The organism is Shimia thalassica (assembly GCF_001458215.1).
Taxonomy (GTDB): Bacteria; Pseudomonadota; Alphaproteobacteria; order Rhodobacterales; family Rhodobacteraceae; genus Shimia; species Shimia thalassica.
This window is the reverse complement of record NZ_CYTW01000002.1, coordinates 187,251-211,073: the sequence shown is the minus strand read 5'-3', so window position 1 is coordinate 211,073 and position 23,823 is coordinate 187,251. Positions and strand designations below refer to the sequence as shown.

25 protein-coding genes, 1 tRNA gene and 1 pseudogene are annotated in these 23,823 nt (G+C 55.6%); 13 read left to right on the top strand and 14 right to left on the bottom strand.

Features of this window, described 5'->3' with window-relative positions; genetic code table 11:
- Positions 1 to 12 precede the first annotated feature (12 nt).
- From PH7735_RS10940 to napF, 6 genes are read right to left on the bottom strand one after another with little or no spacing between them, the layout of a single operon-like run.
- Positions 13 to 453 carry a nitrate reductase cytochrome c-type subunit gene (locus PH7735_RS10940; RefSeq protein ID WP_058311410.1) on the bottom strand — a complete coding sequence of 147 codons (441 nt, stop codon included), beginning with the start codon at positions 451 to 453 and terminating at the stop codon, positions 13 to 15.
- Positions 454 to 475: 22 nt separating this feature from the next.
- Positions 476 to 1,399, bottom strand: coding sequence for a quinol dehydrogenase ferredoxin subunit NapH (gene napH / locus PH7735_RS10935; RefSeq protein WP_058311409.1), 924 nt, complete (start codon positions 1,397 to 1,399; stop codon positions 476 to 478).
- Entirely contained in the window at positions 1,396 to 2,259 is an 864-nt protein-coding gene (napG, locus tag PH7735_RS10930; protein ID WP_058311408.1) for a ferredoxin-type protein NapG, read from the bottom strand. Before napG ends, napH begins: the two co-directional genes overlap by 4 nt.
- A gap of 23 nt (positions 2,260 to 2,282) precedes the next feature.
- A complete protein-coding gene (napA, locus tag PH7735_RS10925; protein WP_058311407.1) occupies positions 2,283 to 4,772 on the bottom strand; it encodes a nitrate reductase catalytic subunit NapA in 2,490 nt (829 codons plus the stop codon).
- A 16-nt stretch (positions 4,773 to 4,788) separates the two neighbouring features.
- Positions 4,789 to 5,058 carry a chaperone NapD gene (locus PH7735_RS10920; RefSeq protein WP_058311406.1) on the bottom strand — a complete coding sequence of 90 codons (270 nt, stop codon included), beginning with the start codon at positions 5,056 to 5,058 and terminating at the stop codon, positions 4,789 to 4,791.
- Positions 5,052 to 5,555, bottom strand: a complete 504-nt coding sequence (gene napF, locus PH7735_RS10915; RefSeq protein ID WP_058311405.1) for a ferredoxin-type protein NapF — start codon at positions 5,553 to 5,555, stop codon at positions 5,052 to 5,054. Before napF ends, PH7735_RS10920 begins: the two co-directional genes overlap by 7 nt.
- Before the next feature lie 594 nt (positions 5,556 to 6,149).
- Here napF and PH7735_RS10905 point away from each other — a divergent pair.
- A complete protein-coding gene (locus tag PH7735_RS10905; protein ID WP_058311403.1) occupies positions 6,150 to 6,851 on the top strand; it encodes a Crp/Fnr family transcriptional regulator in 702 nt (233 codons plus the stop codon).
- 283 nt (positions 6,852 to 7,134) lie between these two features.
- Positions 7,135 to 7,212, top strand: a tRNA-Arg gene (locus PH7735_RS10900).
- Positions 7,213 to 7,245: 33 nt separating this feature from the next.
- Here PH7735_RS10900 and PH7735_RS10895 read toward each other — a convergent pair.
- Positions 7,246 to 8,256, bottom strand: a complete 1,011-nt coding sequence (locus PH7735_RS10895) for a helix-turn-helix transcriptional regulator (RefSeq protein WP_058311402.1) — start codon at positions 8,254 to 8,256, stop codon at positions 7,246 to 7,248.
- Between the two features lie 296 nt (positions 8,257 to 8,552).
- Here PH7735_RS10895 and PH7735_RS10890 point away from each other — a divergent pair.
- The 7 genes and pseudogenes from PH7735_RS10890 to uvrB all read left to right on the top strand — a co-directional run bounded on the left by PH7735_RS10890 (position 8,553) and on the right by uvrB (position 16,686).
- Positions 8,553 to 10,096: pseudogene (locus tag PH7735_RS10890) on the top strand (arylsulfatase).
- Between the two features lie 147 nt (positions 10,097 to 10,243).
- Positions 10,244 to 10,753, top strand: coding sequence for a DUF1269 domain-containing protein (locus PH7735_RS10885; protein WP_058311401.1), 510 nt, complete (start codon positions 10,244 to 10,246; stop codon positions 10,751 to 10,753).
- A 136-nt stretch (positions 10,754 to 10,889) separates the two neighbouring features.
- Positions 10,890 to 11,444: an HdeD family acid-resistance protein gene (locus PH7735_RS10880; protein ID WP_158503217.1), complete on the top strand. Its 555-nt coding sequence runs from the start codon at positions 10,890 to 10,892 to the stop codon at positions 11,442 to 11,444.
- A 54-nt stretch (positions 11,445 to 11,498) separates the two neighbouring features.
- Positions 11,499 to 13,217, top strand: a complete 1,719-nt coding sequence (locus PH7735_RS10875) for an alkaline phosphatase family protein (RefSeq protein ID WP_233488305.1) — start codon at positions 11,499 to 11,501, stop codon at positions 13,215 to 13,217.
- 37 nt (positions 13,218 to 13,254) lie between these two features.
- Positions 13,255 to 13,998, top strand: a complete 744-nt coding sequence (locus PH7735_RS10870; RefSeq protein WP_145865320.1) for a hypothetical protein — start codon at positions 13,255 to 13,257, stop codon at positions 13,996 to 13,998.
- 60 nt (positions 13,999 to 14,058) lie between these two features.
- A complete protein-coding gene (locus tag PH7735_RS10865; protein ID WP_058311399.1) occupies positions 14,059 to 14,298 on the top strand; it encodes a hypothetical protein in 240 nt (79 codons plus the stop codon).
- A 204-nt stretch (positions 14,299 to 14,502) separates the two neighbouring features.
- On the top strand, positions 14,503 to 16,686 hold the full coding sequence (uvrB, locus tag PH7735_RS10860; protein WP_058311398.1) for an excinuclease ABC subunit UvrB: 2,184 nt from the start codon (positions 14,503 to 14,505) through the stop codon (positions 16,684 to 16,686).
- A gap of 9 nt (positions 16,687 to 16,695) precedes the next feature.
- Here the strand turns inward: uvrB and PH7735_RS10855 are convergent, their stop codons facing one another.
- A complete protein-coding gene (locus tag PH7735_RS10855) occupies positions 16,696 to 17,187 on the bottom strand; it encodes a hypothetical protein (RefSeq protein WP_058311397.1) in 492 nt (163 codons plus the stop codon).
- Positions 17,188 to 17,286: 99 nt separating this feature from the next.
- Here PH7735_RS10855 and PH7735_RS10850 point away from each other — a divergent pair, with 99 nt between their 5' ends.
- Positions 17,287 to 17,790 carry a HugZ family pyridoxamine 5'-phosphate oxidase gene (locus tag PH7735_RS10850; protein ID WP_058311396.1) on the top strand — a complete coding sequence of 168 codons (504 nt, stop codon included), beginning with the start codon at positions 17,287 to 17,289 and terminating at the stop codon, positions 17,788 to 17,790.
- An 18-nt stretch (positions 17,791 to 17,808) separates the two neighbouring features.
- On the opposite strand, the gene PH7735_RS10845 is transcribed toward PH7735_RS10850, so the two are convergent.
- From PH7735_RS10845 to PH7735_RS10825, 5 genes are all read right to left on the bottom strand, one after another.
- Entirely contained in the window at positions 17,809 to 18,396 is a 588-nt protein-coding gene (locus PH7735_RS10845) for a rhodanese-like domain-containing protein (protein ID WP_058311395.1), read from the bottom strand.
- A 46-nt stretch (positions 18,397 to 18,442) separates the two neighbouring features.
- Positions 18,443 to 18,952, bottom strand: a complete 510-nt coding sequence (locus PH7735_RS10840) for a hypothetical protein (RefSeq protein ID WP_058311394.1) — start codon at positions 18,950 to 18,952, stop codon at positions 18,443 to 18,445.
- Between the two features lie 9 nt (positions 18,953 to 18,961).
- Positions 18,962 to 19,369, bottom strand: coding sequence for a universal stress protein (locus PH7735_RS10835; protein ID WP_058311393.1), 408 nt, complete (start codon positions 19,367 to 19,369; stop codon positions 18,962 to 18,964).
- A gap of 27 nt (positions 19,370 to 19,396) precedes the next feature.
- A complete protein-coding gene (locus tag PH7735_RS10830; protein WP_058311392.1) occupies positions 19,397 to 19,804 on the bottom strand; it encodes a universal stress protein in 408 nt (135 codons plus the stop codon).
- 77 nt (positions 19,805 to 19,881) lie between these two features.
- The gene (locus PH7735_RS10825) at positions 19,882 to 20,202 is read right to left on the bottom strand and encodes an antibiotic biosynthesis monooxygenase family protein (RefSeq protein WP_058311391.1); all 321 of its coding nucleotides are present in this window, start codon (positions 20,200 to 20,202) and stop codon (positions 19,882 to 19,884) included.
- 141 nt (positions 20,203 to 20,343) lie between these two features.
- Here PH7735_RS10825 and PH7735_RS10820 point away from each other — a divergent pair, with 141 nt between their 5' ends.
- Both PH7735_RS10820 and PH7735_RS10815 read left to right on the top strand, forming a co-directional pair.
- Positions 20,344 to 20,997: a hypothetical protein gene (locus PH7735_RS10820; protein WP_058311390.1), complete on the top strand. Its 654-nt coding sequence runs from the start codon at positions 20,344 to 20,346 to the stop codon at positions 20,995 to 20,997.
- Positions 20,998 to 21,115: 118 nt separating this feature from the next.
- The gene (locus PH7735_RS10815; protein WP_058311389.1) at positions 21,116 to 21,439 is read left to right on the top strand and encodes a hypothetical protein; all 324 of its coding nucleotides are present in this window, start codon (positions 21,116 to 21,118) and stop codon (positions 21,437 to 21,439) included.
- 15 nt (positions 21,440 to 21,454) lie between these two features.
- Here the strand turns inward: PH7735_RS10815 and hisD are convergent, their stop codons facing one another.
- Positions 21,455 to 22,762, bottom strand: a complete 1,308-nt coding sequence (gene hisD, locus PH7735_RS10810; protein ID WP_058311388.1) for a histidinol dehydrogenase — start codon at positions 22,760 to 22,762, stop codon at positions 21,455 to 21,457.
- Between the two features lie 92 nt (positions 22,763 to 22,854).
- Between hisD and PH7735_RS10805 the strand changes: the two genes are divergently transcribed.
- Entirely contained in the window at positions 22,855 to 23,820 is a 966-nt protein-coding gene (locus tag PH7735_RS10805) for a LysR family transcriptional regulator (RefSeq protein ID WP_058311387.1), read from the top strand.
- Positions 23,821 to 23,823: the final 3 nt, after the last annotated feature.

Genomic DNA, 23,823 nt, shown 5'->3' with positions numbered 1-23,823 from the left:
GATCCAGCAGGATCAGTTGCTTCCGCTTGATGCCTCAAAGGTGTTGTCGACCAAGGCAGGCGCATCGACCTGTGGGACGTGGCACTGGTTACAGAACCAGCGCGTGCCGGCGACACGGTCAAGCTGATTGCCCTCGCGATCAAGATAGTGGGTCATGGACAGTGTCGGGGCATTACGGTCACCCGCAGTGGTCCAGTCATGGCAACGCAAACACTGGTTGGCGTTGAGATCGATCTGGTATTGATCAATCGAATGCGGCACCAGCGGCGGCTGCTGACGATAGTTTCGGGTGAACCGTTGTTTGTCCTGTTTGTAAACGTCCTCGACGACGTTCTGACTTTCGATGTCCAAACCTCGCAAACTCTGGACAGATGCGGACTGGGCAATCGCAAAGCTGGCGACGGCAAACAGGGCCGTTGCGGCTATGGCACTGATGAAGGCTTGTTTTTTCATTGGTTTATACTCCGTTGCTTGCTCAGGCGGCTTTGCTGGCCCCGGTTGCAGGTTGAGTTCTTTTTCGTTGCTCACGCGCCGGAGCGTGTGTGTCGTCGAAACGGGTGGTGAATTTGAAAACGTCCATGGCGCAGACGTCGATACAGCGACCGCAGTTGGTGCAATCGGGTGAAAGAATGAGAGGCGTGTCGCCCTCTTTGCCCCGCAGCGCGGGGGTGATGACTTGCATTTCGGGGCACACGGCGAAGCAATCCATGCAGTCGTCGCAGGCCGCGCGCTCCACAGCCGAGATGCGCACAACGGATTTGCTGCCCAGCAGCCCGTAAAACGCCCCAACAGGACACAGGTGCCCGCACCATCCACGGCGCGATACAAACACGTCGAACAGAAAGACCGCGATGACAAAGGTCCATGCAAAACCCATCCCGAAGATCAAACCGCGGTGAAGCATACTGATTGGATTGACGAACTCCCATGCGATGGTGCCTGTTGCGACCGAAGCAACCAGAACCATGCCCATCACCCAGAACCGGGTGGTGCGTTTGGGTTGCCAACCCTTTTGCAGGCCAAGTTTGTCATGCACCCAATGGGCGCCGTCTGTGACCGGATTGATCGGGCAGACCCAGCTGCAATAGACACGCCCACCGATCAGCGCATACACGGCGCCAACGATGATCGCCCCGATCAGGGCCGTCAGTTCGGGCCAATGCCCCGCCATCAGCCCCTGAAGCGCAATAAAGGGATCGGTCAGAGGCAGGATGTTGAACGTCAAAGATCCAGACAGGTTGCCTTTGACCCACCAAATGCCAAACCAGGGCCCCAGAAGGAACAAGACAAGGAAGAACGCTTGCGACGCGCGGCGCAGCAGCAAAAACCGATGCGCCCGCAGCCAACCGAAAGTCTCGATGGCCTCTTGGCCGACGGCAAGTTTGGTTTTGTCGGTCATGGCTTTGTCGCCCCCGTACCCGGAAGGTTGAATGAAGGGGTGAACCCGCCATCCATGTTGGGATCAGGCAGCGCGTCGGGTGCATATCCGCCGGGCGCAACAAGGTTATCCGTGCCGGGACCGGGCAAGCGATCAGGCAAATCTATCAGATCATCGACCAGCGGATTGTTCTCTTCCCAGCCCAATTTGTAGTGGTCTGCGGCCTCGGCCATGGCAAGACGGCGGGGCAAGACCTTGATGGCGGCCTCTCCCGGCAAGACACAGGATTTTTCACATTTGCCGCAACCTGTGCATTTGTCAGAATGCACAACCGGCATAAAAATGGCGTGATGACCCGAGCGTTCGTTATGGCGCCGCTCAAGGGAGATCGCCTCGTCGATGACGGGGCACACGCGGTAACAGACGTCACAGCGCAGGCCCAGCGCGTTCAGGCATCGTTCCTGATCAATCAGAACCGCCAACCCCATATCGGCATCATCAATATTGGTTAGCCCCTTATCCAGAGCCCCCGTCGGACAGGCCACAACACAAGGGATGTCCTCGCACATTTCACATGGCACATCGCGAGCGGTGAAAAATGGCGTTCCGGTTGCCGGTCCGTCATAGCCCAACTCGGCCAGTTTCAACGTGTCATAAGGGCAGTCCCGCACACACAGGCCGCACCGGATGCAGGCCGCCAGAAAGTCGTTCTCGTCCAGTGCGCCGGGTGGACGGATGGCTTGCGCCGGCAAAGCCCGCGCATCCGAGATAAATTGAGAGAGGGCGATGCCCGCCACTGCGCACCCCGTTGCACCGCGCGCAGCATCCTGAAGGAAGCGGCGTCGATCCATCGACTTGGGTTTGCTTTTGGCGGCGGACATCGTCTTGTTCCTATGTGCTCAGGTTACGCGCGTTCGATCTTGCAGGCGCACTTCTTGAAATCCGTTTCCTTGGACAACGGACAGGTCGCATCCAACGTCAGTTTGTTGGTCAGCTGGCCTTCGTCGAACCACGGCATAAACACGACACCTCTGGGCATCTTGTTGCGACCGCGCGTTTCAACCCGGCTAAGCACCGACCCGCGACGGGTGGAAATCTCGATCTCCTGACCACGACGCAGATCACGCTCTTTGGCATCCTCAGGGTGCATATAGATCACGGCAGCAGGATAAGACCTGTGCAGTTCGGGAACACGACGGGTCATAGAACCGGAATGCCAATGCTCAAGCACACGGCCAGTCACCAGCCAGAGGTTGAATTCGTCATCGGGCTCTTCTGCGGCAGGCTCATACGGCGCAAAGATGATGTTCGCCTTGCCGTCGGGCTTGCCATAGAATTTGACGCCTTCGCCTTCTTTTACATAGGGGTCATAGCCTTCGCGGAACCGGTAAAGTGTCTCTTTGCCGTCCACGACCGGCCAACGCAGCCCCCGTGCCTGATGATAAGTGTCAAAGTCGGCCAGATCGTGCGCCTTGCCACGTCCAAAGGACGCATATTCTTCGAACAGGCCCTTTTGAACGTAGTATCCAAAGTGTTTGGCTTCTTCGTTGTTAAAGCCTTCTGCGGTCTCGCTCAGCGGGTATTTGTTGACCTTGTCGTTTTCATACAGCACTTCGTACACGGTCTTGCCGCGATACTCGGGCTTTTGCGCGATCAACTCTTCCGGCCAGACATCCTCGACCGTAAAGCGCTTGGCGAATTCCATGATCTGCCAGAGATCCGACTTGGCCTCGCCGGGTGCATCGACCTGCTGACGCCAGAATTGTGTGCGGCGCTCAGCATTGCCATAGGCGCCTTCTTTCTCGACCCACATGGCGGTGGGCAGGATCAGATCGGCAGCCATCGCTGTCACGGTCGGATAGGGATCGGACACGGTGATGAAGTTGTCCGGATTACGATACCCCGGCAGACCTTCTTCGTTCATGTTCGGCGCGGCTTGCATGTTGTTGTTGCATTGCACCCAGTGACAGTTCAGCACGCCATCCTTCAGCATCCGGTGTTGCAACACTGCGTGGAAGCCGGGCTTTGGCGGAATGGTCCCTTTGGGCAGGTCCCATTTGTCCTCGGCAAAGTCGCGGTGCGCTTCATTCATGACCACCATGTCGGCAGGCAAGCGGTGGGCAAAAGTGCCAACTTCGCGGGCGGTACCACAGGCCGAAGGCTGTCCAGTCAGCGAGAAAGGCGAGTTGCCCGGCTCGGAGATTTTACCAACCAGCAGGTGCACGTTGTACATCAACGAATTCACCCATGATCCGCGGGTGTGCTGGTTAAAGCCCATGGTCCACAGGGACATGATCTTGCGGTTCGGATCGGCATATTGCTGCGCCAGTCGCAAGAGGTTGGCCTCGGGCACGCCGGACAGCTCGGACGCATATTCGAGCGTATAGGGTGCGACGTACTCTTTGTAGGCTTCGAAATCGATCTTCTCGAGCTTGCCGGAATTCGGATTTTCGGCTGATGTTTGCAACGGATGCTCGTCCCGCAGACCGTAGCCGATATCTGTCGCGGTTTTCGTGAAGTTGACGTTCTTGTTCACGAAGTCCCAGTTCACGGCATCGTTCTGGATGATGTAGTTCGCGATATAGTTCAGGATCGCCAGATCGGTCTGGGGTGCAAAGATCAATCCGTTATCCGCCAGTTCGAAAGACCGGTGTTCAAAGGTCGACAGAACATGCACCTCGGCGCCCGGTTTGGTCAGGCGGGTATCCGTCAGACGCGACCACAGGATCGGGTGCATCTCGGCCATGTTTGACCCCCACAGAACGAATGTATCTGCGTGTTCGAAGTCATCGTAACAGCCCATCGGCTCGTCGATACCAAAGGTACGCATGAAGCCAACCACAGCCGAGGCCATACAGTGACGCGCGTTCGGGTCGATGTTGTTTGACCGCAGGCCTGCTTTCATGAACTTGGCGGCGGCATAGCCTTCCCAGACGGTCCATTGACCGGACCCGAAAATGGAAACCGAGGTCGGACCCTTTTCCTTGATCGAAGCTTTCCATTTGTCGGCCATGACATCAAAGGCTTCGTCCCAGCTGACGGGTTCAAAGTCACCGTTCTTGTCATAAACGCCGTTCGACTTGCGCAGCAAAGGCTGGGTCAGACGGTCCTTGCCGTACATGATCTTGGACAGGAAATACCCTTTGATACAGTTCAGGCCGCGGTTCACCGGTGCCTTGGGGTCGCCCTGTGTCGCAACAACACGGCCGTCTTTGACGCCGACAAGAACGGAACACCCTGTTCCACAGAACCGGCAGGCGGCTTTGTCCCAGCGAATATCAGGACCGTCCAGTTGTGCAGCCGCTGCGTTTGGCAAGGTTATGCCTGCCGCTGAGGCGGTGGCCGCGGCGGCAGTGGCCTTGAGGAATGAGCGGCGGGAAGATGGCAGTGTCATGGCTAGAAGCTCCCGTTCAGTGAACTGTTTCAACGAGGGCTTCGGCGTTTCCGTCCAGCTCCTCGAAATGGTGATAAGTCAGGGTGATGGTCAGAACGCCCGGGATCTGGTGCATATCCATGATCTGTTCCGAAGCGCGCCGGGTTGATGTGTCTTCAACGGTGATGACGATGCGGCCGTTTTCATGCGCATGAACTTCACCGCCCTCAAAGGCATTGATCGCAGAAATGACGCTCTCGGACATTTCCGGCATCGTGTGGACGAGACATCCGCAGATGTTCAACATGTGCTGTCCTCCTGGGGCTGGCTGATGTGGGTAAAGTGGATGGCGTTTACCGGGCACGGCGCGGCGCAGGCGCCACATCCGGTGCAGGCATCCCGGTCAAAAACCGGCTCTGACCGCCCGCCAACCAGAAGTTTGAACCGGATGGCACGGGCATCGCAGTGATCTTCGCAGGTGCGACATTGCACGCCCGTTTTTGACAGGCATTGATCGGTGGCCCCTGCCCGCCAGTCCCATGTCGTCCCTGCAACAAGTGCTGCAGGTTCACAGGCTTCAACACAAGCGTTACAGAACGTGCATTCACCGCGCCGCAGGTTGACGACGGGAAACCCTTCGTCGTCCCGAAAGATAATCCCTTCGGGACATGCGCGGGCGCAATCTCCACATTTTGTGCAGGTGTCTTCGAAGGTCATGGGCGCCAATGCCCCCAAGGGACGCATCACCGCTGGACGATTGAAACCACCTCTCAAAAAGTGGCGCCGTGACGTTTGATGGCTCATGCAGTCCTCCCGAAACGGTGCATTGGCTCGCTGATCAGATCCACTTTGGATAAATCACGATAACACTCAGGCAACTTGATCTGGGTCATGTTTTTTTGGGGAAAGCCAAAATCGACAGGCAAATAAACATTTGATTTATTGCATATATTTCCACATATGCCTAAAATTGCATCAATATGTAAACGCCTGATCCAATGCGACAAAACCGGCCCAGAAAGGTGCATTTTCGACACGGACTTACGGACCCAAAAGTCAAAACCGCATCCAGAATATTTATTTCCTGTCTGAGCGAAAAAAGCGACGTCTCGGACGCATTTGGCATGAGCAACACCGGCAAGAGCCAGTTTCAGAACGTGGGAAAAGGGCATGTTGCCCTGCTTTGCCGCCTCACAATTAACCATGGAAAACCCGATCGGCCGACGTCTGTCCGTCCCTCCGAAACCGGTTCCAGAATGGTTGAGGTGTAGCGATGTCACGGTCTTTGCCTTTTCTTTGGCCAGGCCCGAGAGACTCGGACCTGGTATTGTTCCCGCCCAGAGATACCGCTAGCGTGAAAAGGCAAGTTTGCGTTTCCACAAACTTTGACGAGATTTGATGCACGATCTGGACGATTCATTGCTTGCCCATCTGCCACCGTTCAGCCTTCTGAGCGGGGAAGACATTCGTGACATCCTGAACCAGTCGCGCACGCGGCTTGTGCCACGGGGCGCATCGGTGTTCCGTGAAGGCGACAACGCCACAACTTTCTATCTATTACTGGACGGATATGTGCGTGTTGAACGCCTGACACAGGACGGAGACCGCGTGATCCCGCTTCATATCCCACCGGGGCAGCTGTTCGGGATCGCTGCGGCATTGGGAAAAGAGACCTATCCGGCGACGGCCGTGGCCGCATCAGACTGTGTTGCGCTGGAATGGCCAATGCGCCTCTGGACCAAATTCGCAGACACCTATCCGGGGTTTGCCACTGAAACTTACAAGATTGTTGGCGCGCGCCTCGAAGAGGTCAGCCGCAGAGTGATGGAGTTGGCAACACAGCGCGTGGAACAACGTGTCGCCTGCGCTTTGTTGACGATCGCCAACCAGAGCGGCAAGCAAACGGCAAGCGGTCTTCAGATTGAGTTCCCCCTGACCCGCCGCGAAATTTCGGAAATGACAGGCTCGACCCTGCATACCGTAAGCCGCCTTTTGTCAGTTTGGCAGACCGATGGCGTTCTGGTCAGTCAAAACAAACGAATATGTGTTCTCGATATCGCCAGGCTCAAAAAACTCGCCCACGCTGCGAACGTGGCGTAACCGCGAAGTTCGCAATCGGGACATGAAACCGCTGGTTCTCATGTACTAAAATACCAGAAATTTTCTAGGCATTCCTTGGGTAGCGCGGTTCATCGAATAACCAAACGAGTGACCCTTCACGGCTAGCGAAGCTCTCTTTACACTTGCGCCGAAAAACGCCGCCCCAAGACCTGCCACAGGCAAGAATCCGGTTGAAACAGATTACGGTGTTTTAGAAAGGCATTCCCCCTCTCTACTAAGTTGACAAGGTGCAAGAATTGCCTGATACACCCGCGTCATGTGCGGGCCGTTAGCTCAGCTGGATTAGAGCAGGGAACTTCTAATTCTCAGGTCGGGGGTTCGAGTCCTCCACGGCTCGCCAAATTCACCAAAATATGCGCCGAGAAAGGCCAAATTACAGACCCGTCTTTTCCGCTTTTTGCGTCGCATGGGCTTTCACAAAGGCAGACGGGGATATGCCCTCCCAGCCTGAAAACGCCTCGGAAAAGCTTTGCCGGTGATCAAAGCCAAGCGCCTCTGCGGTTTCTTCGATGCCTTTCCCAACCAACAAAAGACGTTTGGACATGTTGTGACGTTCGGTTTGTACGATTTCCCGAAAGGGTGTTCCTTCTGCCTTCAATCGAAGTTGAATCGTCCTTGCATGCGTTTGTAGCGCCTGAGAGGTATTGGCCAGCGTCCACGGTGCGACACCGAACGACGCACGCACAAGCCCCGCGACGACATCTTTGGTCAACGGCTTCAGGTCGGCCAAATTCTGATCCCTGCGAATGAACTTGGCATCCAGATAGCGCGATAACACCTCGGCCCGAAGGACATCCGTTCCGACCTTGCCTGACTTTAGCAACCTGTCGTCAAAAGAAATGTAGCCCTGTTTCGAGTTGCGCACCTCTGCGATTGGCGAACCCGCCGGAAAATGCGTCAGGGATCCGTTGGGATAGGCGATCTTGATGTCAGGGTCCCACTCGTTCTTTGCACGGCACACGACATTGGCCAATAGGCCAATGGTGTATTGCACATCATGCGCCCCTTCATGGGCATTGAACGGTTCGAAATACCAGATGTGGCAGCGTCCGCTATAGACCCTGATCACCAGCTCTGACTCGCTCTGGATGTAATCAAGCGCTGATTTCGTGATCTGGAAAGCGTCCCAAAGTGTATCTGCAGAAACGGCCGCCCGACCAAAAAAACCAAGATCCTCAAGCTTTTGGTTAAACCCCGCCCAAACGAAGAAATCATCATCACCCGCCAGTCGCGATATTTTCCTCAAACCTTTCAGGTAGCTCGAAACATCAATAATTTCTTCAGCGTCGGCAGAAAGGTCGAGGGTCAAATGGGTTTTGTGAAACCCCTGTTTGCTGTCGGACAGCAGCAACGTTGGCCCATGGAATGTGCCCGCTCGGGTCATGAACTTCTCGGCGGAAACACTCATTCCCCGAGACGACAATATGGCTTTCGATCGGTACCAACGCCTTCGGCTTGCCGTGTCATAGCTCTTCTCGATGTGGAAATAGCCGTACTGGGTATCCTATCGGACTTAGATTCGTGTTTGCCGACATGAAGGGCGCGAACGGTCCCTAAAATCTCAAGTCTTCGCGACGACTTCGGTTTTTTCGCGATGCCATCAGTCGAAAGACGGATGGGGTGATTTTGAGAAATTTGGGAGCGCACATAAAACAGAGGTTTAGCCTAACAAAGACAGCGATGTTGGGTGCTTTATCCGCCGCGGTCTTTTTCGGAGGAGCGCCTGTTTCGGCGCAAGAGAAACCAAACATTCTGGTAATCTGGGGCGACGATATCGGGCAATCCAATATCTCGGCCTATACGCGGGGTCTCATGGGCTATGAAACGCCCAACATTGACCGGGTCGCGGACGAAGGCATGATGTTCACCGACTATTATGGTGAGCAGTCATGTAAGGCCGGTCGTTCGTCCTACATCATGGGCCAATCTGTCTATCGCACGGGTCTGTCCGTGGTTGGCCTGCCCGGGGCGGATCTTGGCATGCAGGAAGAAGATCTGACAATCGCGGGTCTTCTGAAACCTTTGGGGTATATGACCGGCCAATTCGGCAAGAACCACTTGGGCGATCAGGACCGGATGCTGCCGACGAACCACGGTTTTGATGAGTTCTTTGGCAATCTTTACCACCTGAACGCAGAAGAAGAGCCTGAAAACCGCGACTATCCCGGTGTTGCTGTTCTGGCGGACGGGCAAACATTCCGCGAAGCCTTTGGCCCGCGTGGTGTGATCAAGTCGTCAGCCGACGGAGCCATTGAAGACACTGGTCCGCTTACGAAAAAGCGCATGGAGACCGTCGATGATGAAACCGTGGCGGCTGCCATCGACTTTATCAAGCGCGCCAACGATCAAGGCATACCCTTCTACGTTTGGTGGAACGGCACACGGATGCACTTTCGCACGCACGTAAAAGACGAACATTTCGGCATCTCGGGTCAAGACGAGTATGGCGACGGTATGGTCGAACACGACATGCACGTTGGCCAACTTCTGGATGTGCTGGACGAGCTGGGCATCGCGGACAATACAATCGTGCACTACTCAACGGACAATGGCCCCCACAAAAACACGTGGCCGGATGCTGGTTCCAACCCGTTCTACAGTGAAAAGAACACCAACTGGGAAGGTGGATGGCGTGTGCCTTCGCTCGTGCGTTGGCCAGGCAAGATCGAGGCGGACTCGGTCTCTAACGAAATCATGCACCACATGGACTGGTTGCCGACATTCCTTGCAGCCGCTGGCAATCCGGATATCAAGGAACAGTGAAAGCGGGCGGCATTCAGGCGATTGGTCGCGAATACAAGGTGCATCTGGACGGCTACAACTTCCTGCCCATTCTGACCGGTGAGACCAAAGACGGACCGCGCCACGAGATTTTCTATTTCGCGGATACCGGCGAACTGACGGCTCTGCGCTATGACGATTGGAAACTGATCTTCCTTGAGCAGAAAGCCGTTTCAACCCTGCGCGCATGGATCGAGCATTGGACTGCCCTGCGCGTTCCTTTGATCACCAACCTGCGTAGTGACCCGTATGAGCAGGCGCATCTGACGTCCAATACCTACTACGACTGGATGATCGACCGGATCTATTTCCTCGTGCCTGCACAGAAATACGTGGGGCAGTTCCTTGCGACATTCCAGGAATTCCCACCACGCCAGAAACCTGCAAGCTTCTCGATCGATCAGGTGATGGAGCTGATGGAAGCAAACAACGGAAGCAAGTAATTCCGGGTTTGAAAACAGACGTCATGTGCGGTTCTCGAAAGACAGCGCACATGGCGTCAAACCCGAAGAAAACGTTGGGCGCAACGGAGCGTTTTCGAGAGCCGTTGCAAGACAATGGAACACATTTCGAACAGGGAGAGAGAGACTATGAGTGATCTGGTTGTAATTGTATTTGAAGGCCGTCACACGGCAGACGAGGCGCTTTTGCGTCTTCAGAAGATGAGCATGGATTGGGAGGTCGATCTCGACGAAGTCGTCGTGATGACCCGTGACAAAAACGGTGTTGTGCGGACCCGCAACTCTGACACCCTCACCGCCGCAGGTTTCCTCGGGGGCACGTCCCTTGGTGCGATGACAGGAACGCTGATCGGTGCCATGGCGGGCAATCCGGCGGCTGGGTTCATTGCGGGGTCAGCTGTTGGTGCCGGCTCGGGAACACTGGCGGGCATGCTGGATCAGGCAGATGAAGAAGATGCTCTGGCCGCGCGTGTCGGTGCAAAGATGGGGCCAGACTCTTCGGCATTGGCTGTTATTGGATGGTCAAACCGCCCCACAAAGTTGCTTGGCGAACTCGAAGGCATGAAAGGCGAAGTCATCGAGACTTCTTTGTCTGTCAGCGATGAACAAGAACTGCGCGCTGTTTTGTCGGGAAGTTAACCAAAAAAACGAGGGATTCCGGCGGCCAAGCTTCGGGCTGCTGGAATGGCAACGCTCGCGACGTGTCGGACTGACACACCCAAAAACCGCCTCAAGGTCGGGCGGCGCAATCCAGATAAAGAAAGATACATTCGGTATGGGAAACTCGGAAAACAAACTGCAGGAAAACTGGGGATGGTTTCTTGCACTCGGGATCGGCTTGATGATTGGTGGCGCATGCGCCCTGTTTGCCCCTGTTCTGGTATCACTGGCCATTGAATACGTGGTGGGAATTGTCTTTGCGGTGGGGGGCGTCGTGACGCTGTTTCAGGTTTTCACAACCAAAGACGGCTGGACTGCACGGCTCATCTATCCGATCCTTGGTGGCTTCAACCTGTTTGCAGGGCTGTTGCTGATGTTCCGCCCGCTCGAAGGGCTTGTGGCGCTGACGCTGGTTCTGATCGTTGCGATTTTTGTGAACGGCTTGGTCCGTATCGTAGTGGGCGTGATGGCGCGGCCGGATGCAGGATCGGGCTGGGTCATTTTCGTGGGCTGCCTGTCCGTGCTGGCATCGGGATATCTTTTGGCGATGTACCCCGAAGTGAGCGTCATGCTGTTGGGGATTGTGGCAGGTGTTTCGCTGATCGGTGAAGGCGCGGGATATGTCCGCTTTGCCTATGGCTTGAAGAACGAGGTGTCGGTCGCGGTCTGAAACTGCGCTACATTAAGGTCGAACACACGTTAAGCCGCCAGAAGGAAAAGAGACATGACCGAGCCAAAGACGATTTCAATGCTAGTCAAATGGGCTGCTGTTGGGCTGGGCTTGGCTATTCCCTCAGTCTCAAGCGCGCAGGACAAGCCACGGCTGGTTCTTCAGATTACAGTCGATCAGTTACGAGGAGACCTGATCCACAGATACGGCACCCACATCGCAGAAGGCGGTTTTCGCTATTTGCTGGACACTGGTGTGACCTTCACAAACGCCCATCACCGCCATGCCAATACCGAAACAATTGTCGGCCACACGACCCTCGCGACCGGCACGGACCCCGCCATCCATGGCATGGTCGCCAACCTTTGGTTCGACCGGAAAACAGGCACGCCATTCTATAACGTGCAGGACCCTGATTATCCTTTGGTAGGGGCGTCCGGAATTGATGCGGAAAACGAAATCGACCCGACCCAACGCGCGGCCACAACTGACGGGCGGTCACCACGCAACATCATCAGCTCAACGATCTCTGATGAAATTGCCCTGCACTTTGGCCCGTCATCAAAGATATTCGGCGTTTCGGTCAAGGATCGCGGAGCAATCGCAATGGCAGGACACGCCGGTGAAGCCTACTGGTTTTCAAAGGCGGAAGGCCGGTTCGTAACAAGCACGTTTTATCGCGATACCTACCCCGCGTGGGTCGGCAAGTGGGACGAAAAAGGCATGGTGGCATCTTATGCCGACCGATCCTGGACCCTTCTGGGAGAGGCTGAGGACTATGCCTTTGGCGACCGCGATGATCAGCCTTGGGAAACAGATATGCCCGGGTTTGGGCGGGTCTTCCCGCACCACTGGGGGGCTGCGGACGGTAAATACTATACAACGTTCCTGACGCTTAGCCCGGCGGGGGATGAAATCACCGTCGATTTTGCCAAGGCCCTTTTGGACGCAGAACAACTGGGCAAAGATGAGATCACAGACTACCTGTCCGTCAGCCTGTCATCCACGGACTATGTCGGACATATCTTTGGTCCTTCGAGCCTTGAAGCAGAAGACAACTTTGCACGACTGGACAGACAAATTGCCGATCTGTTGAAACATGTTCAGACGGCTGTTGGTCTTGAAAACACGTTGATCGTGTTATCGGCAGATCACGGCGCCCCCGAGCATCCGGAGTATCTTGCCACCTTGGGGATAGAAGCGGGTTTGTTCGACTTCAGCCGTGTCGATACGGAACCGGGATTTGTCCGGCTGCAAACGGATTTTGGTGAATCCGCTGATCTGGTTCAGAACTTTTCCAACCCCTACCTCTATTTGAACAAAGACCTCATTTCCGAGCGCGGTCTGGACCCTCTGGCCGTTGAACATGCCGTCGCCGAGGAACTTCAAAAGCTTCCGGGCATTGCCTATGCCATCGGCAGTTCGGATTTGCGGCGCGGGTCATTCGCCAAAACCAGGATAAGCGATGCGGTCCTGGCAAACTTCAATCCGGACCGTTCCGGAGACATCTACGTTGTGTTTGAACCGCATTGGTTTGTGGCCGATTTTGACGGGCTGCATGTTGCATCCGCGCATGGCTCGCCTTGGACATACGACACACATGTTCCCCTGATTTTTTCCGGTTCGAATATCGCTCCTCAAACCGTGGTGCGACGCGTCGAAACGGTCGACGTCGCGCCCACGATTGCGTCTCTTCTTGGTACCAAAGCACCTTCGGGGGCGGTGGGTGTGCCTTTGCCAGAGGCGATGCCAGTAACAAAGGACAAGCCATGAAATCGTTTCTCAAACGCTTCGCTCAGATCGCCGCTTTGTGCGTCACCAGCACATCTGTTTTGCACAATCTGATGCGGCACAGGCCAACAACCCACTGGCAGACATCACGGCCTTTAACATCCAGAACTACTATTTCGGTGAATTGACGGGCCCCGGTGATTCAACAGGCAATCAGTTCGTTCTGCGCTATGCCAAACCGGTCTCGATCGGGGACACTAACTGGCTGATACGGGCCTCATTGCCGTACAATTCTCTTCCTGTCGGCACAGGTGGACAGACGGTAAGCGGTATCGGCGATTTCGATATTTTCGCCGCCTACCAGATAGATACCGGCAACCCTGCAGTCAGCTTTGCCTTTGGTCCCCAAGTGGTCGCCCCCACCGCAACGGATGACCGGCTGGGCGCAGATCAGTGGCAGCTTGGCATTGCCAATGTGTACTTCAACGCAACATCCCCTGTGTTTCAGTACGGCTATCTTCTGACTTGGCGCGGAGGCGTTGGCGATACCAACGGGCGAACCCGTGCCAACCTTGGCGCCTTTCAGCCCTTTGTTTTTTATCAGCTTGGCAATGGCTACTATACGGGTGGCGCGCCGATCTGGACCTATAATTTTGCCAATGACAGCTATTCGGTGCCTATAGGTATTCGCCTTGGGAAAGTCACCAAGCGCGGCAACACGGTCTACAACTTTTTCGTAGAGCCGCAGTATTCGGTTTTCCACAAAGGCGCAGGGCAACCCAAGTGGCAAATCTACATGGCACTTAACATGCAGTTCCTATGATCCCACGGATATGAGGCGCAGGAAATGGCGCGCCGACCAACTCCAACGAAAGGAAAAGACATGGCAGATCTAAAAAGCATGATGGCTGAACTTCAACAAAAGCGAGACGAAATCAAACTTCAATTGCACCTCGGATCAATGGAAGCAGAGGAGGAATGGGATGCACTTGTATCTGAATGGGACAAGTTCCTTTCAAAATCCCAGTTTGATCAAACTGCTGACGAAGTTGGCGAAGCCGCGCGTGAACTTGGCCTCAAAATGAAGGCCGCTTACGACAACGCCAAGAAGGTAACCGGCTAACTGCCGGACCTGATTTCAGGCGGCGATGCTTCACGGCTTCTTCGACGATGAGGTCGCCTCGCGAACCAATGAACTTCTCCCCTTTGCTCAGGGCCAGGGGCCCATTGGGCTGTATTTCCACCTCGTCTCAAGCCGCGAAAGCTGAACAGGGGTTGAAAGAGAACAAAAAGAGATCAAAATATAGGGGAATCAAAGGAAACCGTGATGCCCTACGCCAACTCCGATAGTTCTCCGGCCAAGTCGTCGCCTGCTGCTCTTGAAAAGCTCGAGGGTGGCAAAAGCTTTGTCATGGCGACCGAGTTTTCACCGGCAGGCGATCAACCGACGGCGATTGCCGAAATAGCGGCGGCAATCAACGAAGGCGAACGCAATCAGGTTCTGTTGGGGGCCACCGGCACAGGCAAAACCTTTACCATGGCAAAGGTGATCGAAGAGACCCAGCGCCCCGCTATTATCCTTGCGCCCAATAAAACGCTTGCCGCGCAGCTTTATGGTGAAATGAAAGGCTTCTTTCCGGACAACTCGGTCGAATATTTCGTTTCGTTTTATGACTATTACCAACCCGAGGCCTATGTCGCGCGCAGCGACACCTATATCGAGAAAGAATCCCAAATCAACGAACAGATCGACCGGATGCGCCACTCGGCAACGCGAGCACTGTTGGAACGCGATGACGTCATTATCGTGGCATCTGTTTCCTGTATATACGGCATCGGTTCGGTTGAAACCTATTCGGCGATGACCTTGGATTTGGAGGTTGGCAAGGAATACGATCAACGCGAGGTCATGGGCGAGCTGGTCGGACAACAATACCGCCGCAACGATCAGGCCTTCCAGCGTGGCTCGTTCCGTGTGCGGGGCGACAGTCTCGAGATTTTCCCGGCCCACCTTGAGGATCGCGCATGGAAGCTGTCGTTCTTTGGGGAAGAACTGGAAGCGATTACAGAATTCGACCCCCTGACGGGCGAGCGTACAGGTAGCATGGACCGGATCCGCGTCTATGCGAACTCGCACTATGTGACGCCAAAACCGACGTTGAAACAGGCGGTTGTGTCGATCAAGGAAGAGTTGCGACAGCGCCTTGATGTGCTTGTCGGCGAAGGTAAACTTCTCGAGGCACAACGGCTTGAGCAGCGCTGTAATTTTGATATCGAAATGCTGGAGGCAACGGGCCACTGCAACGGGATCGAGAACTATTCACGATACCTCACGGGCCGTGCACCGGGGGAACCGCCCCCCACCCTGTTTGAATTCATCCCCGACAACGCCATCGTTTTTGCCGATGAATCCCACGTTTCCGTGCCCCAGATTGGCGGCATGTACAAAGGCGACTATCGCCGCAAATTCACATTGGCAGAACACGGGTTCCGCCTGCCCTCATGCATGGACAACCGCCCTCTCAAATTCGAGGAATGGGACGCCATGCGCTCTCAGTCAGTCTTTGTCTCGGCGACACCTGCGGCTTGGGAACTTGAACAGTCCGGCGGCGTCTTTACCGAACAGGTCATTCGCCCGACAGGCCTACTCGATCCCCAGATCGAGATCAGGCCGGTTGAAATGCAGGTTGATGACCTGTTGGACGAGGTGCGAAAAATGGCGGATCAGGGGTTCCGAACCCTTGTCACGACGCTGACCAAACGCATGGCCGAGGATCTGACCGAATACCTGCACGAACAGGGCATCAAGGTGCGCTATATGCATAGCGATATTGATACCCTCGAGCGCATCGAAATTCTTCGGGACCTCCGGCTTGGGGCGTTTGACGTGCTGATCGGCATCAACCTCCTGCGAGAGGGGCTCGATATTCCTGAATGTGGGCTTGTTGCCATTCTGGACGCGGACAAAGAGGGCTTCCTGCGCTCGGAAACATCCCTGATCCAGACCATCGGACGGGCGGCGCGGAACGCCGAAGGCCGTGTCATCATGTATGCCGACCGGATCACCGGATCGATGGAACGCGCGATTGGCGAAACCGATCGACGCCGCGACCGACAGATTGCCTATAACACCGAACACGGCATCACGCCGGCCACGGTGAAAAAGAACGTCGAGGATGTTCTGGCAGGGCTCTATGATGGCGATGTCGACATGAATCGTGTCACTGCCAAGGTCGACAAACAGATGCACGGTGCCAATCTCGAGGCTGTTCTGGACGGGTTGCGCGCCGACATGCGCAAGGCCGCCGAAAACCTTGAGTTTGAAGAGGCCGCCCGCCTGCGGGACGAGGTCAAGCGTCTTGAGGCCGTTGATCTGGCTGTTGCGGACGATCCGATGGCACGACAATACGCTGTTCAGGCTGCGGGCGAAGCCGCCGTAAAGGCGCGCGGACGTTCAACCGCGGGCCGCTCGGGGCAACGCGGCGGCAACGTCAAACGCAGGGGACGTTAACCGATTGGGTCACCGCCTTGATTGCGGTTTCTTGATGATCTGAGGCGGAAGTCGTTCAAGGCCACGCGCGCTTGAGGGTTTCACAACCCAAAGCGTGGCTTTTGCCGGACGCCACTTCTTTGCGGTTATTTCTACCCGCGTGGCCTGCTGTTTTTTCCGGCCTCGCTGGCTTTTGCAGACCAAAACGAGGTTTGTCTGGCTGTCTTCGTGGCGCGTCACATCCCCAAGACGTGACTGCCCGAAAAGAAATTGCGCAAAGCTGATGGTCTGGTTGCGATCCGCAAATCGGCGACGGCACAGGATATTTTCGTTGCTATCAAAGGCGGTGACAACGAATTGGCCCGCCTCTTCCGACAGCTGACAGTCCCTGCCCACGGCACAAAATCGGGTCCACGCCCCCTTGCGGGCAAATGTGGACCGACGGTTGGTAACGGACATGAAAAGAACAAAGCCAAGAACCAACACGACGCAACATGCGCCTATGAGCAGCCCAACAGTCATTTGATCCCTTTTCTCTCCTACGATGCATGATGTAGGTAGGGATGACGAAGCTAGGGAACTTAGGATACCGCGCCGAAAACTTTTTAAAAGGCGACAACCATGGCGAAAGACAACACGTTACGCCCCACAGATGAAGCAGCGGTCTCGCAGGCTCGTGATCTCATCGAAAATGCAGCCTTTGCTGCTTTGGGCGTTCTTGATCCTGTCACCTCTGGGCCATCCGTCACGCGCATCGCTGTGGCCCCTGCTCCTGATGGTTCACCGGTGACCCTCATATCTTCCTTGTCCGGCCATACGGCTGCGTTGCGGTCTGATCCGCGTTGCTCGCTTTTGCTGGGTGAACCGGGTGCCAAAGGTGATCCGCTGACGCATCCAAGACTGACTTTGCAGTGCCGCGCTGTTTTCCTCGACCGAGACGGGGCCGCCCACACCGAAATGCGGTCGCATTATCTGGCGGCCCGACCAAAGGCAAAACTGTATGTCGACTTTGCCGACTTTCAGTTTGTTCGTTTCGAAATCACCCAAGGGTTTATGAATGGCGGGTTTGGCAAGGCATATGTCTTTGCTGCAAGCGATTTCGCCCCTGCACACCCGACGCCATAACCTAGACAGGTTTGGCTATTACTGGGTTACAGTCAGCCCCAGCATCCGCCAAGCCTGCATTCCGCCACGGTAGTAATAGATCTTTTCCGCAGGATAGCCTGCTTCGATCATCCGTCGTATCGCAGTGGGGGATTGACCACACCAGTTGCCATTGCAGTAGAGGGCGACGGGTTTGGCATTCGCACAGTCGAAACCTTCGAAATCGATCTCACAGCCGAGTTCATCCAGACGGTCCGCCGCTTCTGTATAGGGGATATGCACCGCGCCCGGAATTGCGCCATCATCGAACCAGCGTGCCACACGGCTGTCGACGACAACGGCATCTTCATCCTGCAACAGGGCAAGCAGTTCCAACTCTCCGATGGTCGTCACGCCGGGGGCCGGTGACATGGGCTGAACACAAAAGTTCGGACAGTTGCGCGATGTCTTGGCCCAATCGCCTTGAATGCGGTTCTCCGTGTCCTGAATGCGCTCGATCTCGATGGGGCCGCTTTCGGTCTGGACGGTGACAGACAGGATATCCGGCCGAATGCCGACTTCGCCTTCTTCCGCGACAACAGGTGCAGCAGCCAGCACGGCTGCGAACGTTAGAGCAATGCGTTTCATGGGAAACTTCCTTGAATATTCTAGTTCACGATGAGCCTTTGCCGACTCATGGGATCAATTTTGGATACTTGGCAACTTCGTCTGCGATTGGACCAAAATAGGTTTCTTCCGCTTCTCCACCGCCGCGCAAAAGGACGATGGCGCGTGCAATATTCGTTGCATAAAGCTTTTCCGCCTCGGGCATCTTGGCTTCAGAAACAGCCTTTAGACGGAACCCTTCGAGCCGGATACGACCCGCCTTTGCATCAGTGTTCGCCCGAACAAATGTGTAAAGGTTGCGACCAACACGTGTGAGCGCGACTTCGGCTTCCCAGTAGCTGGCGTTATTGGCCAGTAATTTGGATCCGTTGCGATACACCTGGCTAAAACAGTCCAACCGATAAACCGGGGCTGCCGACGCACACGAAGCAAACCCCGTGTCCAGAATACTGACAACACGTGCCGTCTGGGATGGTGACAAACCAGCGCCCTCTGCTCCCTGCGAAAGCGCTGGCGCCGCCGCAAACAAAGCACAGGCCACGGCGAAACCAGAAGCTAACCGGGTGAAAAAGCTCAAGCTACTCTCCTATCGCATAACATGAACGGCACAAGTGGCATGACGCACCACGCGCGCCGCCGTCGATCCAAGAAAATAATCACTTAGACCCGGACGATGCGACGCCATAACAATACAGTCAACACCATGCTCTTCCGCCCACTCCAGAATTGTGCGCCCGGAATGGCCCTCGACCACTTCTACGACAATATCGTCCTGCCCTTCGAGCTCGGCGCGCAAACCTTTTGCGATTTCAATTGCATTATGGGCCAGCTGTCCCTTGGGCAATTGCTGAGCGACATACTCTGGCACGGCCTCCATCACGGTCAGCACGGTGATCCGTGCGTCGCCGTCCGCCAAAAGGCGGGCTGCGGCAATCGCCTTTGGTGACGAAGGATCGTGATCTGATGCGATGGGTACGAGGATGTTTTTATACATGTCTTTTCCCTTCTTGAACGGATGCCTTCAACGCACGACGTGGACGGCACATTTTGCGTGGCGCACGACCTGTGCAGCGGTGCTTCCCAAAAAATAGTCCTGCATACCGGGACGGTGAGAGGCAATTACGATGCAATCGACGGCATTTTCATCCGCCCAGTCCAGAATCGTCCGCCCCGAATGCCCTTCGACGACTTCGACCGTGGCATTGGACAGACCCACCGCCAACTCAGACAGCGATCCGGTAATGGCAAGCTTGGCTTCGTCGTTAAAGCCTTCCGGAATATAGTTGATCGCGTAAGAGGGAAGAAATTCCATTACGTGCAGCAAAACAATCAAACTGCCTTCGTCGCCAAGCCTTTTGGCAATGGACAAAGCGTCTTCAATATTTCGGTCGTCGTCGAATGACACAGGTACCAGAATTTTCTTGTACATAGCGCACCTCCTCTTTCATGACGCAAGCTTAGTAAACACCAGCAAGGTCATCCTTGATTCAAGTCAGGGTCGTGCCTTCAGCCGTAAGCCTGCACGACATCATACATAACCGGTTCAAAGCTGCGGCACAGAAGATTAATCTTGCGGTTCCGCTCTCTCATTTCGTCCGAGCGCAGCATCGCCTGAAAATCTTCGCGTCTGCGCCATTGCGAGTAGTTGGCGATACGCGTCTGCGCATCGTTCACATGCAAACCCGCTGCGATAAAACCCGGCTGCTTTGAAATAAAGTTGTCATAGGCGTCTTGTAGGGCTTCCAGCAAATCCTGACATGTGCCCGGAGTCATTTCGAAGGTCGTGATAACGGTCTGCAGCTCAGCATTCTGGTCTATATGTGGCATCTGTCTCATCTCCTCTGAAATTCAAGCTTAGCGCAGCAAAGTTGAAACTGGCTAGGCTTTTTGAAAGACTGCGGCCCAAAGACCTCATGAGCGTTAACCAAAAATTCACCATATCGCCCAGAAGGTTAATCAGAGGTTTTCATGATCCGGCTTCTGATTGTTCTTTTGTTGATTTCACAGACCTGCCACGCCGGGCCATGGCCAAGAGGTGCCGGAAAGAGCTTTGTCGCGCTCAGCTACGAGGCCCCTTATCTGACCGGAGAAACCCGCCCTTACTCTTCTTTGTACTTTGAATATGGGCTGTCTGACCTGTGGACCGTTGGCCTTGATGCAGGCGCCGATCTACACGGCAGCGGCTCGGCCCTTGCCTATTTACATCGCCCAATCTTTTCGGGTGAAAGCCAATGGAAAGTTTCCGCAGAAATGGCCATTGGCACGGCGCAGATCCCCACGGGGCGGACCTTTGTTGTGCGCCCCGGATTGTCTATCGGGCGCGGCTATTCCGTGTTCAACCAAACCGGTTGGGCAACGCTTGACCTGTTTTTAACCTATGCGCCCGACAATGCATTCTGGTTGGGCAAGGCGGAAGGCACTGTCGGGCTCAACCTGACCCGCGACTCAAAGCTTTTGCTGCAAGTCACCTCTGAACGAACCTCTTTAGGGGAACGCTATCACTCTGTCGGTTTTGGCGGGGCGTATCAGATCAAACCCGGTCTTCATGTGATATCAGGCCTTGTTCAAAAGAGCCAAAGCCCTGTTCCGAACGTGAATATCGGCCTCTGGTATTCTTTCTAAATTGCGACCCTGAGTCGAATTGAATTTCTTGATTTTTTGTCACATAATACGCGCAGATTCCGGTCATGGACATCGTGAAAACACGGCGCATGACACACACCACGGACTGAGGCAGCCCATGAAAACAGTATTGAAAACCGCCCTGATCGCAGCGTTGATCTCTCCTATTGCGATAAGCACGGCAGACGCCGGAAGAATTTCCAACGCCTGCATGCAATCAGATCGCAAGGCAAAATCGCGCAACTTGTGCCGTTGCATCCAGAATGTCGCTGACCAGAACCTGACCCGTCGGGATCAGAAAATGGCCGCATCGTTCTTTTCAGATCCGCACAAAGCGCAGGAAATCCGACAATCGGACAACCGCAGTCACGAAGACTTTTGGAAGCGGTACAGCGAATTTGGCGGCGTGGTTGCAGCAAGCTGCAGCCACCTGAAAAAGTAACGCCCTTCTGCGAATTTATCCGGCACCGTTGACGACACGCTTTGGCGGTGCCGTGAATTTTTCCAATCGAATTTCCGCGCTGCGCGCATGGCCTTCCATGCCTTCCAGTCGCGAAATGCTTGCACTGATCCGCGCCAGATCAGGCAGGGCCTGGTCTTCGACGCGCTGCCACGTGACCGTCTTGAGGAATTTGTGCACAGACAATCCGCCGGTATAGCGCGCGGCCCCTGATGTCGGCAAAACGTGGTTGGGCCCCGATGCCTTATCTCCGAATGGCACGGTTGTTTCCTCGCCTAGAAACAACGACCCGTAGCTGCGCAAACGCATCTTCCACCAATCAAGATCCGCGGCCTGAACATGCAGGTGTTCCGGGCCATATTGATCGGCCATCGCGGCGACCTCTTCACGGTCCGCACACAGCATCACCTCGCCCAGCGCATCCCATGCCTGCTGCGCGCTGCTGCGGTTTGGTTCGGGCAGTTCCGCAATCAAGCCGGGCACCAGAGCCATAACCGCCTCGGCAAGAGCCAGATCATCCGTTGCGAACCACACTGGCGAGTTAAACCCGTGTTCGGCCTGTCCCACCAAATCCCAAGCGACCAGTTCCGGATCCGCCGAAGCGTCCGCAAGGATCATCGTATCTGTGGGACCCGCGAACATATCAATGCCCACCTCGCCAAACATCTGGCGTTTGGCCTCGGCGACAAACTGGTTTCCCGGTCCAACGAGAATATCGGCGGGCTTGGCACCGAACATGCCTCCGGCCATTGCGGCAACCCCCTGTACCCCGCCAAGCGCCAAGGCGCGGTCCGCCCCCGCGATCCCCATGGCATAGAGGATGGCCGCCGGAATACCTTCACCCGGACGCGGCGGGGAACACGCCGTGATATCTGACACGCCCGCGACTTTGGCTGTGGTGATTGTCATCAAGGCACTTGCAATGTGGCTATAACGTCCGCCCGGCACGTAACATCCGGCCGAAGAAAGCGGGATCAATCGCTGCCCTGCCCACAAACCCGGGCGCAACTCTGTTTCAAATTCTGAAATACTCGCCAGCTGCGCCTCGGCGAAGTTCCGGATATTTTCATGCGCATATCGTATGTCGTCACGCACGGATTGGGGCAGTTTGTGCTCGGCTTCGGCCATCATCTCGCGGGTGACTTCAATCTCACCGGTCCACCCGTCCAAGGTACGCGCATAGTCCTTGACCACTTGCTCTTTTCCGGTCTGGATGCGGGCCAGCATGATCTGAACAATGTCATTTGTGTCAGATTGGTTTTCAGGTGCTAGACCAGTCGACGATTTCAGGTAACGTACTGTCATGATGGGTATTCCATTTGGGTGGGAACGAGCAGGCGATCTTGACGCGATGCGCTTGTAGTTTCAAAAAAGGCAAATCTAACAGGAGACGCACAATGCTGATGAAAGGCGTAACCCTGCGGGGTTTGGAAGTATTCGAGGCATTGGCCGCGTCGGGGTCGGTGGCACAGGCCGCCGAAATCACGGGTCTGTCTCAACCTGCGGTTAGCCAACAGCTGCGCAACCTTGAGAAATCTCTGGGCACCGACCTTGTGGATCATGGCAAACGCCCGATGCAGCTGACCTCGGCCGGTCGCAGTTTTCTGACCCGCACGGAAAGCGTTTTGTCGGAACTCCGGTTGGCTCAATCGGAACTGACGGTCATGGACCTGACCCATCTTACGACGCTGAACATGGGAATCATCGACGACTTTGACAATGATCTGACGCCGCGACTGGTCACTGTTCTGGCCGAAAGCCTCACGCGGTGCCGGTTCAAGCTGATCACGGCACCCAGTCATGAAATCACCACGGCGATGAAAGAGCGCCGTTTGCATATCGGCGTTTCCGCAAGCACCGGCGAAGTGTTGGACGGTGTTGCCGAATACCCGTTGGTTCGGGATCCGTTCGTGTTGGTTGCGCCACGTGGCAAACTGCCCAAGGGGCCTGATATGCTCGCGACGCTCGAGGGGTTTCCGCTGCTGCGATACGAGCGCGAACAATTGATCAGCCGCCAGATCGAAGCCCATCTGGCGCGTCAGAAGCTGACCTTTGCCGAACGGTTCGAAATCGGCAGCCACCTGTCGTTGATGGCGCTGGTGTCGCGCGGCATCGGTTGGGCGGTGACGACTCCGTTGGGATACATGCGCGCGGCGCGGTTCCATGAACAGGTCGAGGCGCACCCCCTGCCCTTCAAGCCGTTCAGCCGCAACATTTCGCTTTATGCCAGCGCGGATTGGGCGGATCGCGTACCACGTGACGTGGCGCACACGATGCGGCGCCTTGTTCAGGCACAGATCATCGATCCGGCCCTGCGCACCCTGCCTTGGCTGGAGGGAGACCTGCGCGTGCTGGACGGCTAACCG

Coding starts and splice junctions, on each gene's coding strand:
- PH7735_RS10940 (WP_058311410.1), bottom strand. CDS start 453: ATGAAAAAACAAGCCTTCATCAGTGCCATAGCCGCAACGGCCCTGTTT.
- napH (WP_058311409.1), bottom strand. CDS start 1,399: ATGACCGACAAAACCAAACTTGCCGTCGGCCAAGAGGCCATCGAGACT.
- napG (WP_058311408.1), bottom strand. CDS start 2,259: ATGTCCGCCGCCAAAAGCAAACCCAAGTCGATGGATCGACGCCGCTTC.
- napA (WP_058311407.1), bottom strand. CDS start 4,772: ATGACACTGCCATCTTCCCGCCGCTCATTCCTCAAGGCCACTGCCGCC.
- PH7735_RS10920 (WP_058311406.1), bottom strand. CDS start 5,058: ATGTTGAACATCTGCGGATGTCTCGTCCACACGATGCCGGAAATGTCC.
- napF (WP_058311405.1), bottom strand. CDS start 5,555: ATGAGCCATCAAACGTCACGGCGCCACTTTTTGAGAGGTGGTTTCAAT.
- PH7735_RS10905 (WP_058311403.1), top strand. CDS start 6,150: ATGCACGATCTGGACGATTCATTGCTTGCCCATCTGCCACCGTTCAGC.
- PH7735_RS10895 (WP_058311402.1), bottom strand. CDS start 8,256: ATGACCCGAGCGGGCACATTCCATGGGCCAACGTTGCTGCTGTCCGAC.
- PH7735_RS10885 (WP_058311401.1), top strand. CDS start 10,244: ATGAGTGATCTGGTTGTAATTGTATTTGAAGGCCGTCACACGGCAGAC.
- PH7735_RS10880 (WP_158503217.1), top strand. CDS start 10,890: ATGGGAAACTCGGAAAACAAACTGCAGGAAAACTGGGGATGGTTTCTT.
- PH7735_RS10875 (WP_233488305.1), top strand. CDS start 11,499: ATGACCGAGCCAAAGACGATTTCAATGCTAGTCAAATGGGCTGCTGTT.
- PH7735_RS10865 (WP_058311399.1), top strand. CDS start 14,059: ATGGCAGATCTAAAAAGCATGATGGCTGAACTTCAACAAAAGCGAGAC.
- uvrB (WP_058311398.1), top strand. CDS start 14,503: ATGCCCTACGCCAACTCCGATAGTTCTCCGGCCAAGTCGTCGCCTGCT.
- PH7735_RS10855 (WP_058311397.1), bottom strand. CDS start 17,187: ATGACTGTTGGGCTGCTCATAGGCGCATGTTGCGTCGTGTTGGTTCTT.
- PH7735_RS10850 (WP_058311396.1), top strand. CDS start 17,287: ATGGCGAAAGACAACACGTTACGCCCCACAGATGAAGCAGCGGTCTCG.
- PH7735_RS10845 (WP_058311395.1), bottom strand. CDS start 18,396: ATGAAACGCATTGCTCTAACGTTCGCAGCCGTGCTGGCTGCTGCACCT.
- PH7735_RS10835 (WP_058311393.1), bottom strand. CDS start 19,369: ATGTATAAAAACATCCTCGTACCCATCGCATCAGATCACGATCCTTCG.
- PH7735_RS10830 (WP_058311392.1), bottom strand. CDS start 19,804: ATGTACAAGAAAATTCTGGTACCTGTGTCATTCGACGACGACCGAAAT.
- PH7735_RS10825 (WP_058311391.1), bottom strand. CDS start 20,202: ATGCCACATATAGACCAGAATGCTGAGCTGCAGACCGTTATCACGACC.
- PH7735_RS10820 (WP_058311390.1), top strand. CDS start 20,344: ATGATCCGGCTTCTGATTGTTCTTTTGTTGATTTCACAGACCTGCCAC.
- PH7735_RS10815 (WP_058311389.1), top strand. CDS start 21,116: ATGAAAACAGTATTGAAAACCGCCCTGATCGCAGCGTTGATCTCTCCT.
- hisD (WP_058311388.1), bottom strand. CDS start 22,762: ATGACAGTACGTTACCTGAAATCGTCGACTGGTCTAGCACCTGAAAAC.
- PH7735_RS10805 (WP_058311387.1), top strand. CDS start 22,855: ATGCTGATGAAAGGCGTAACCCTGCGGGGTTTGGAAGTATTCGAGGCA.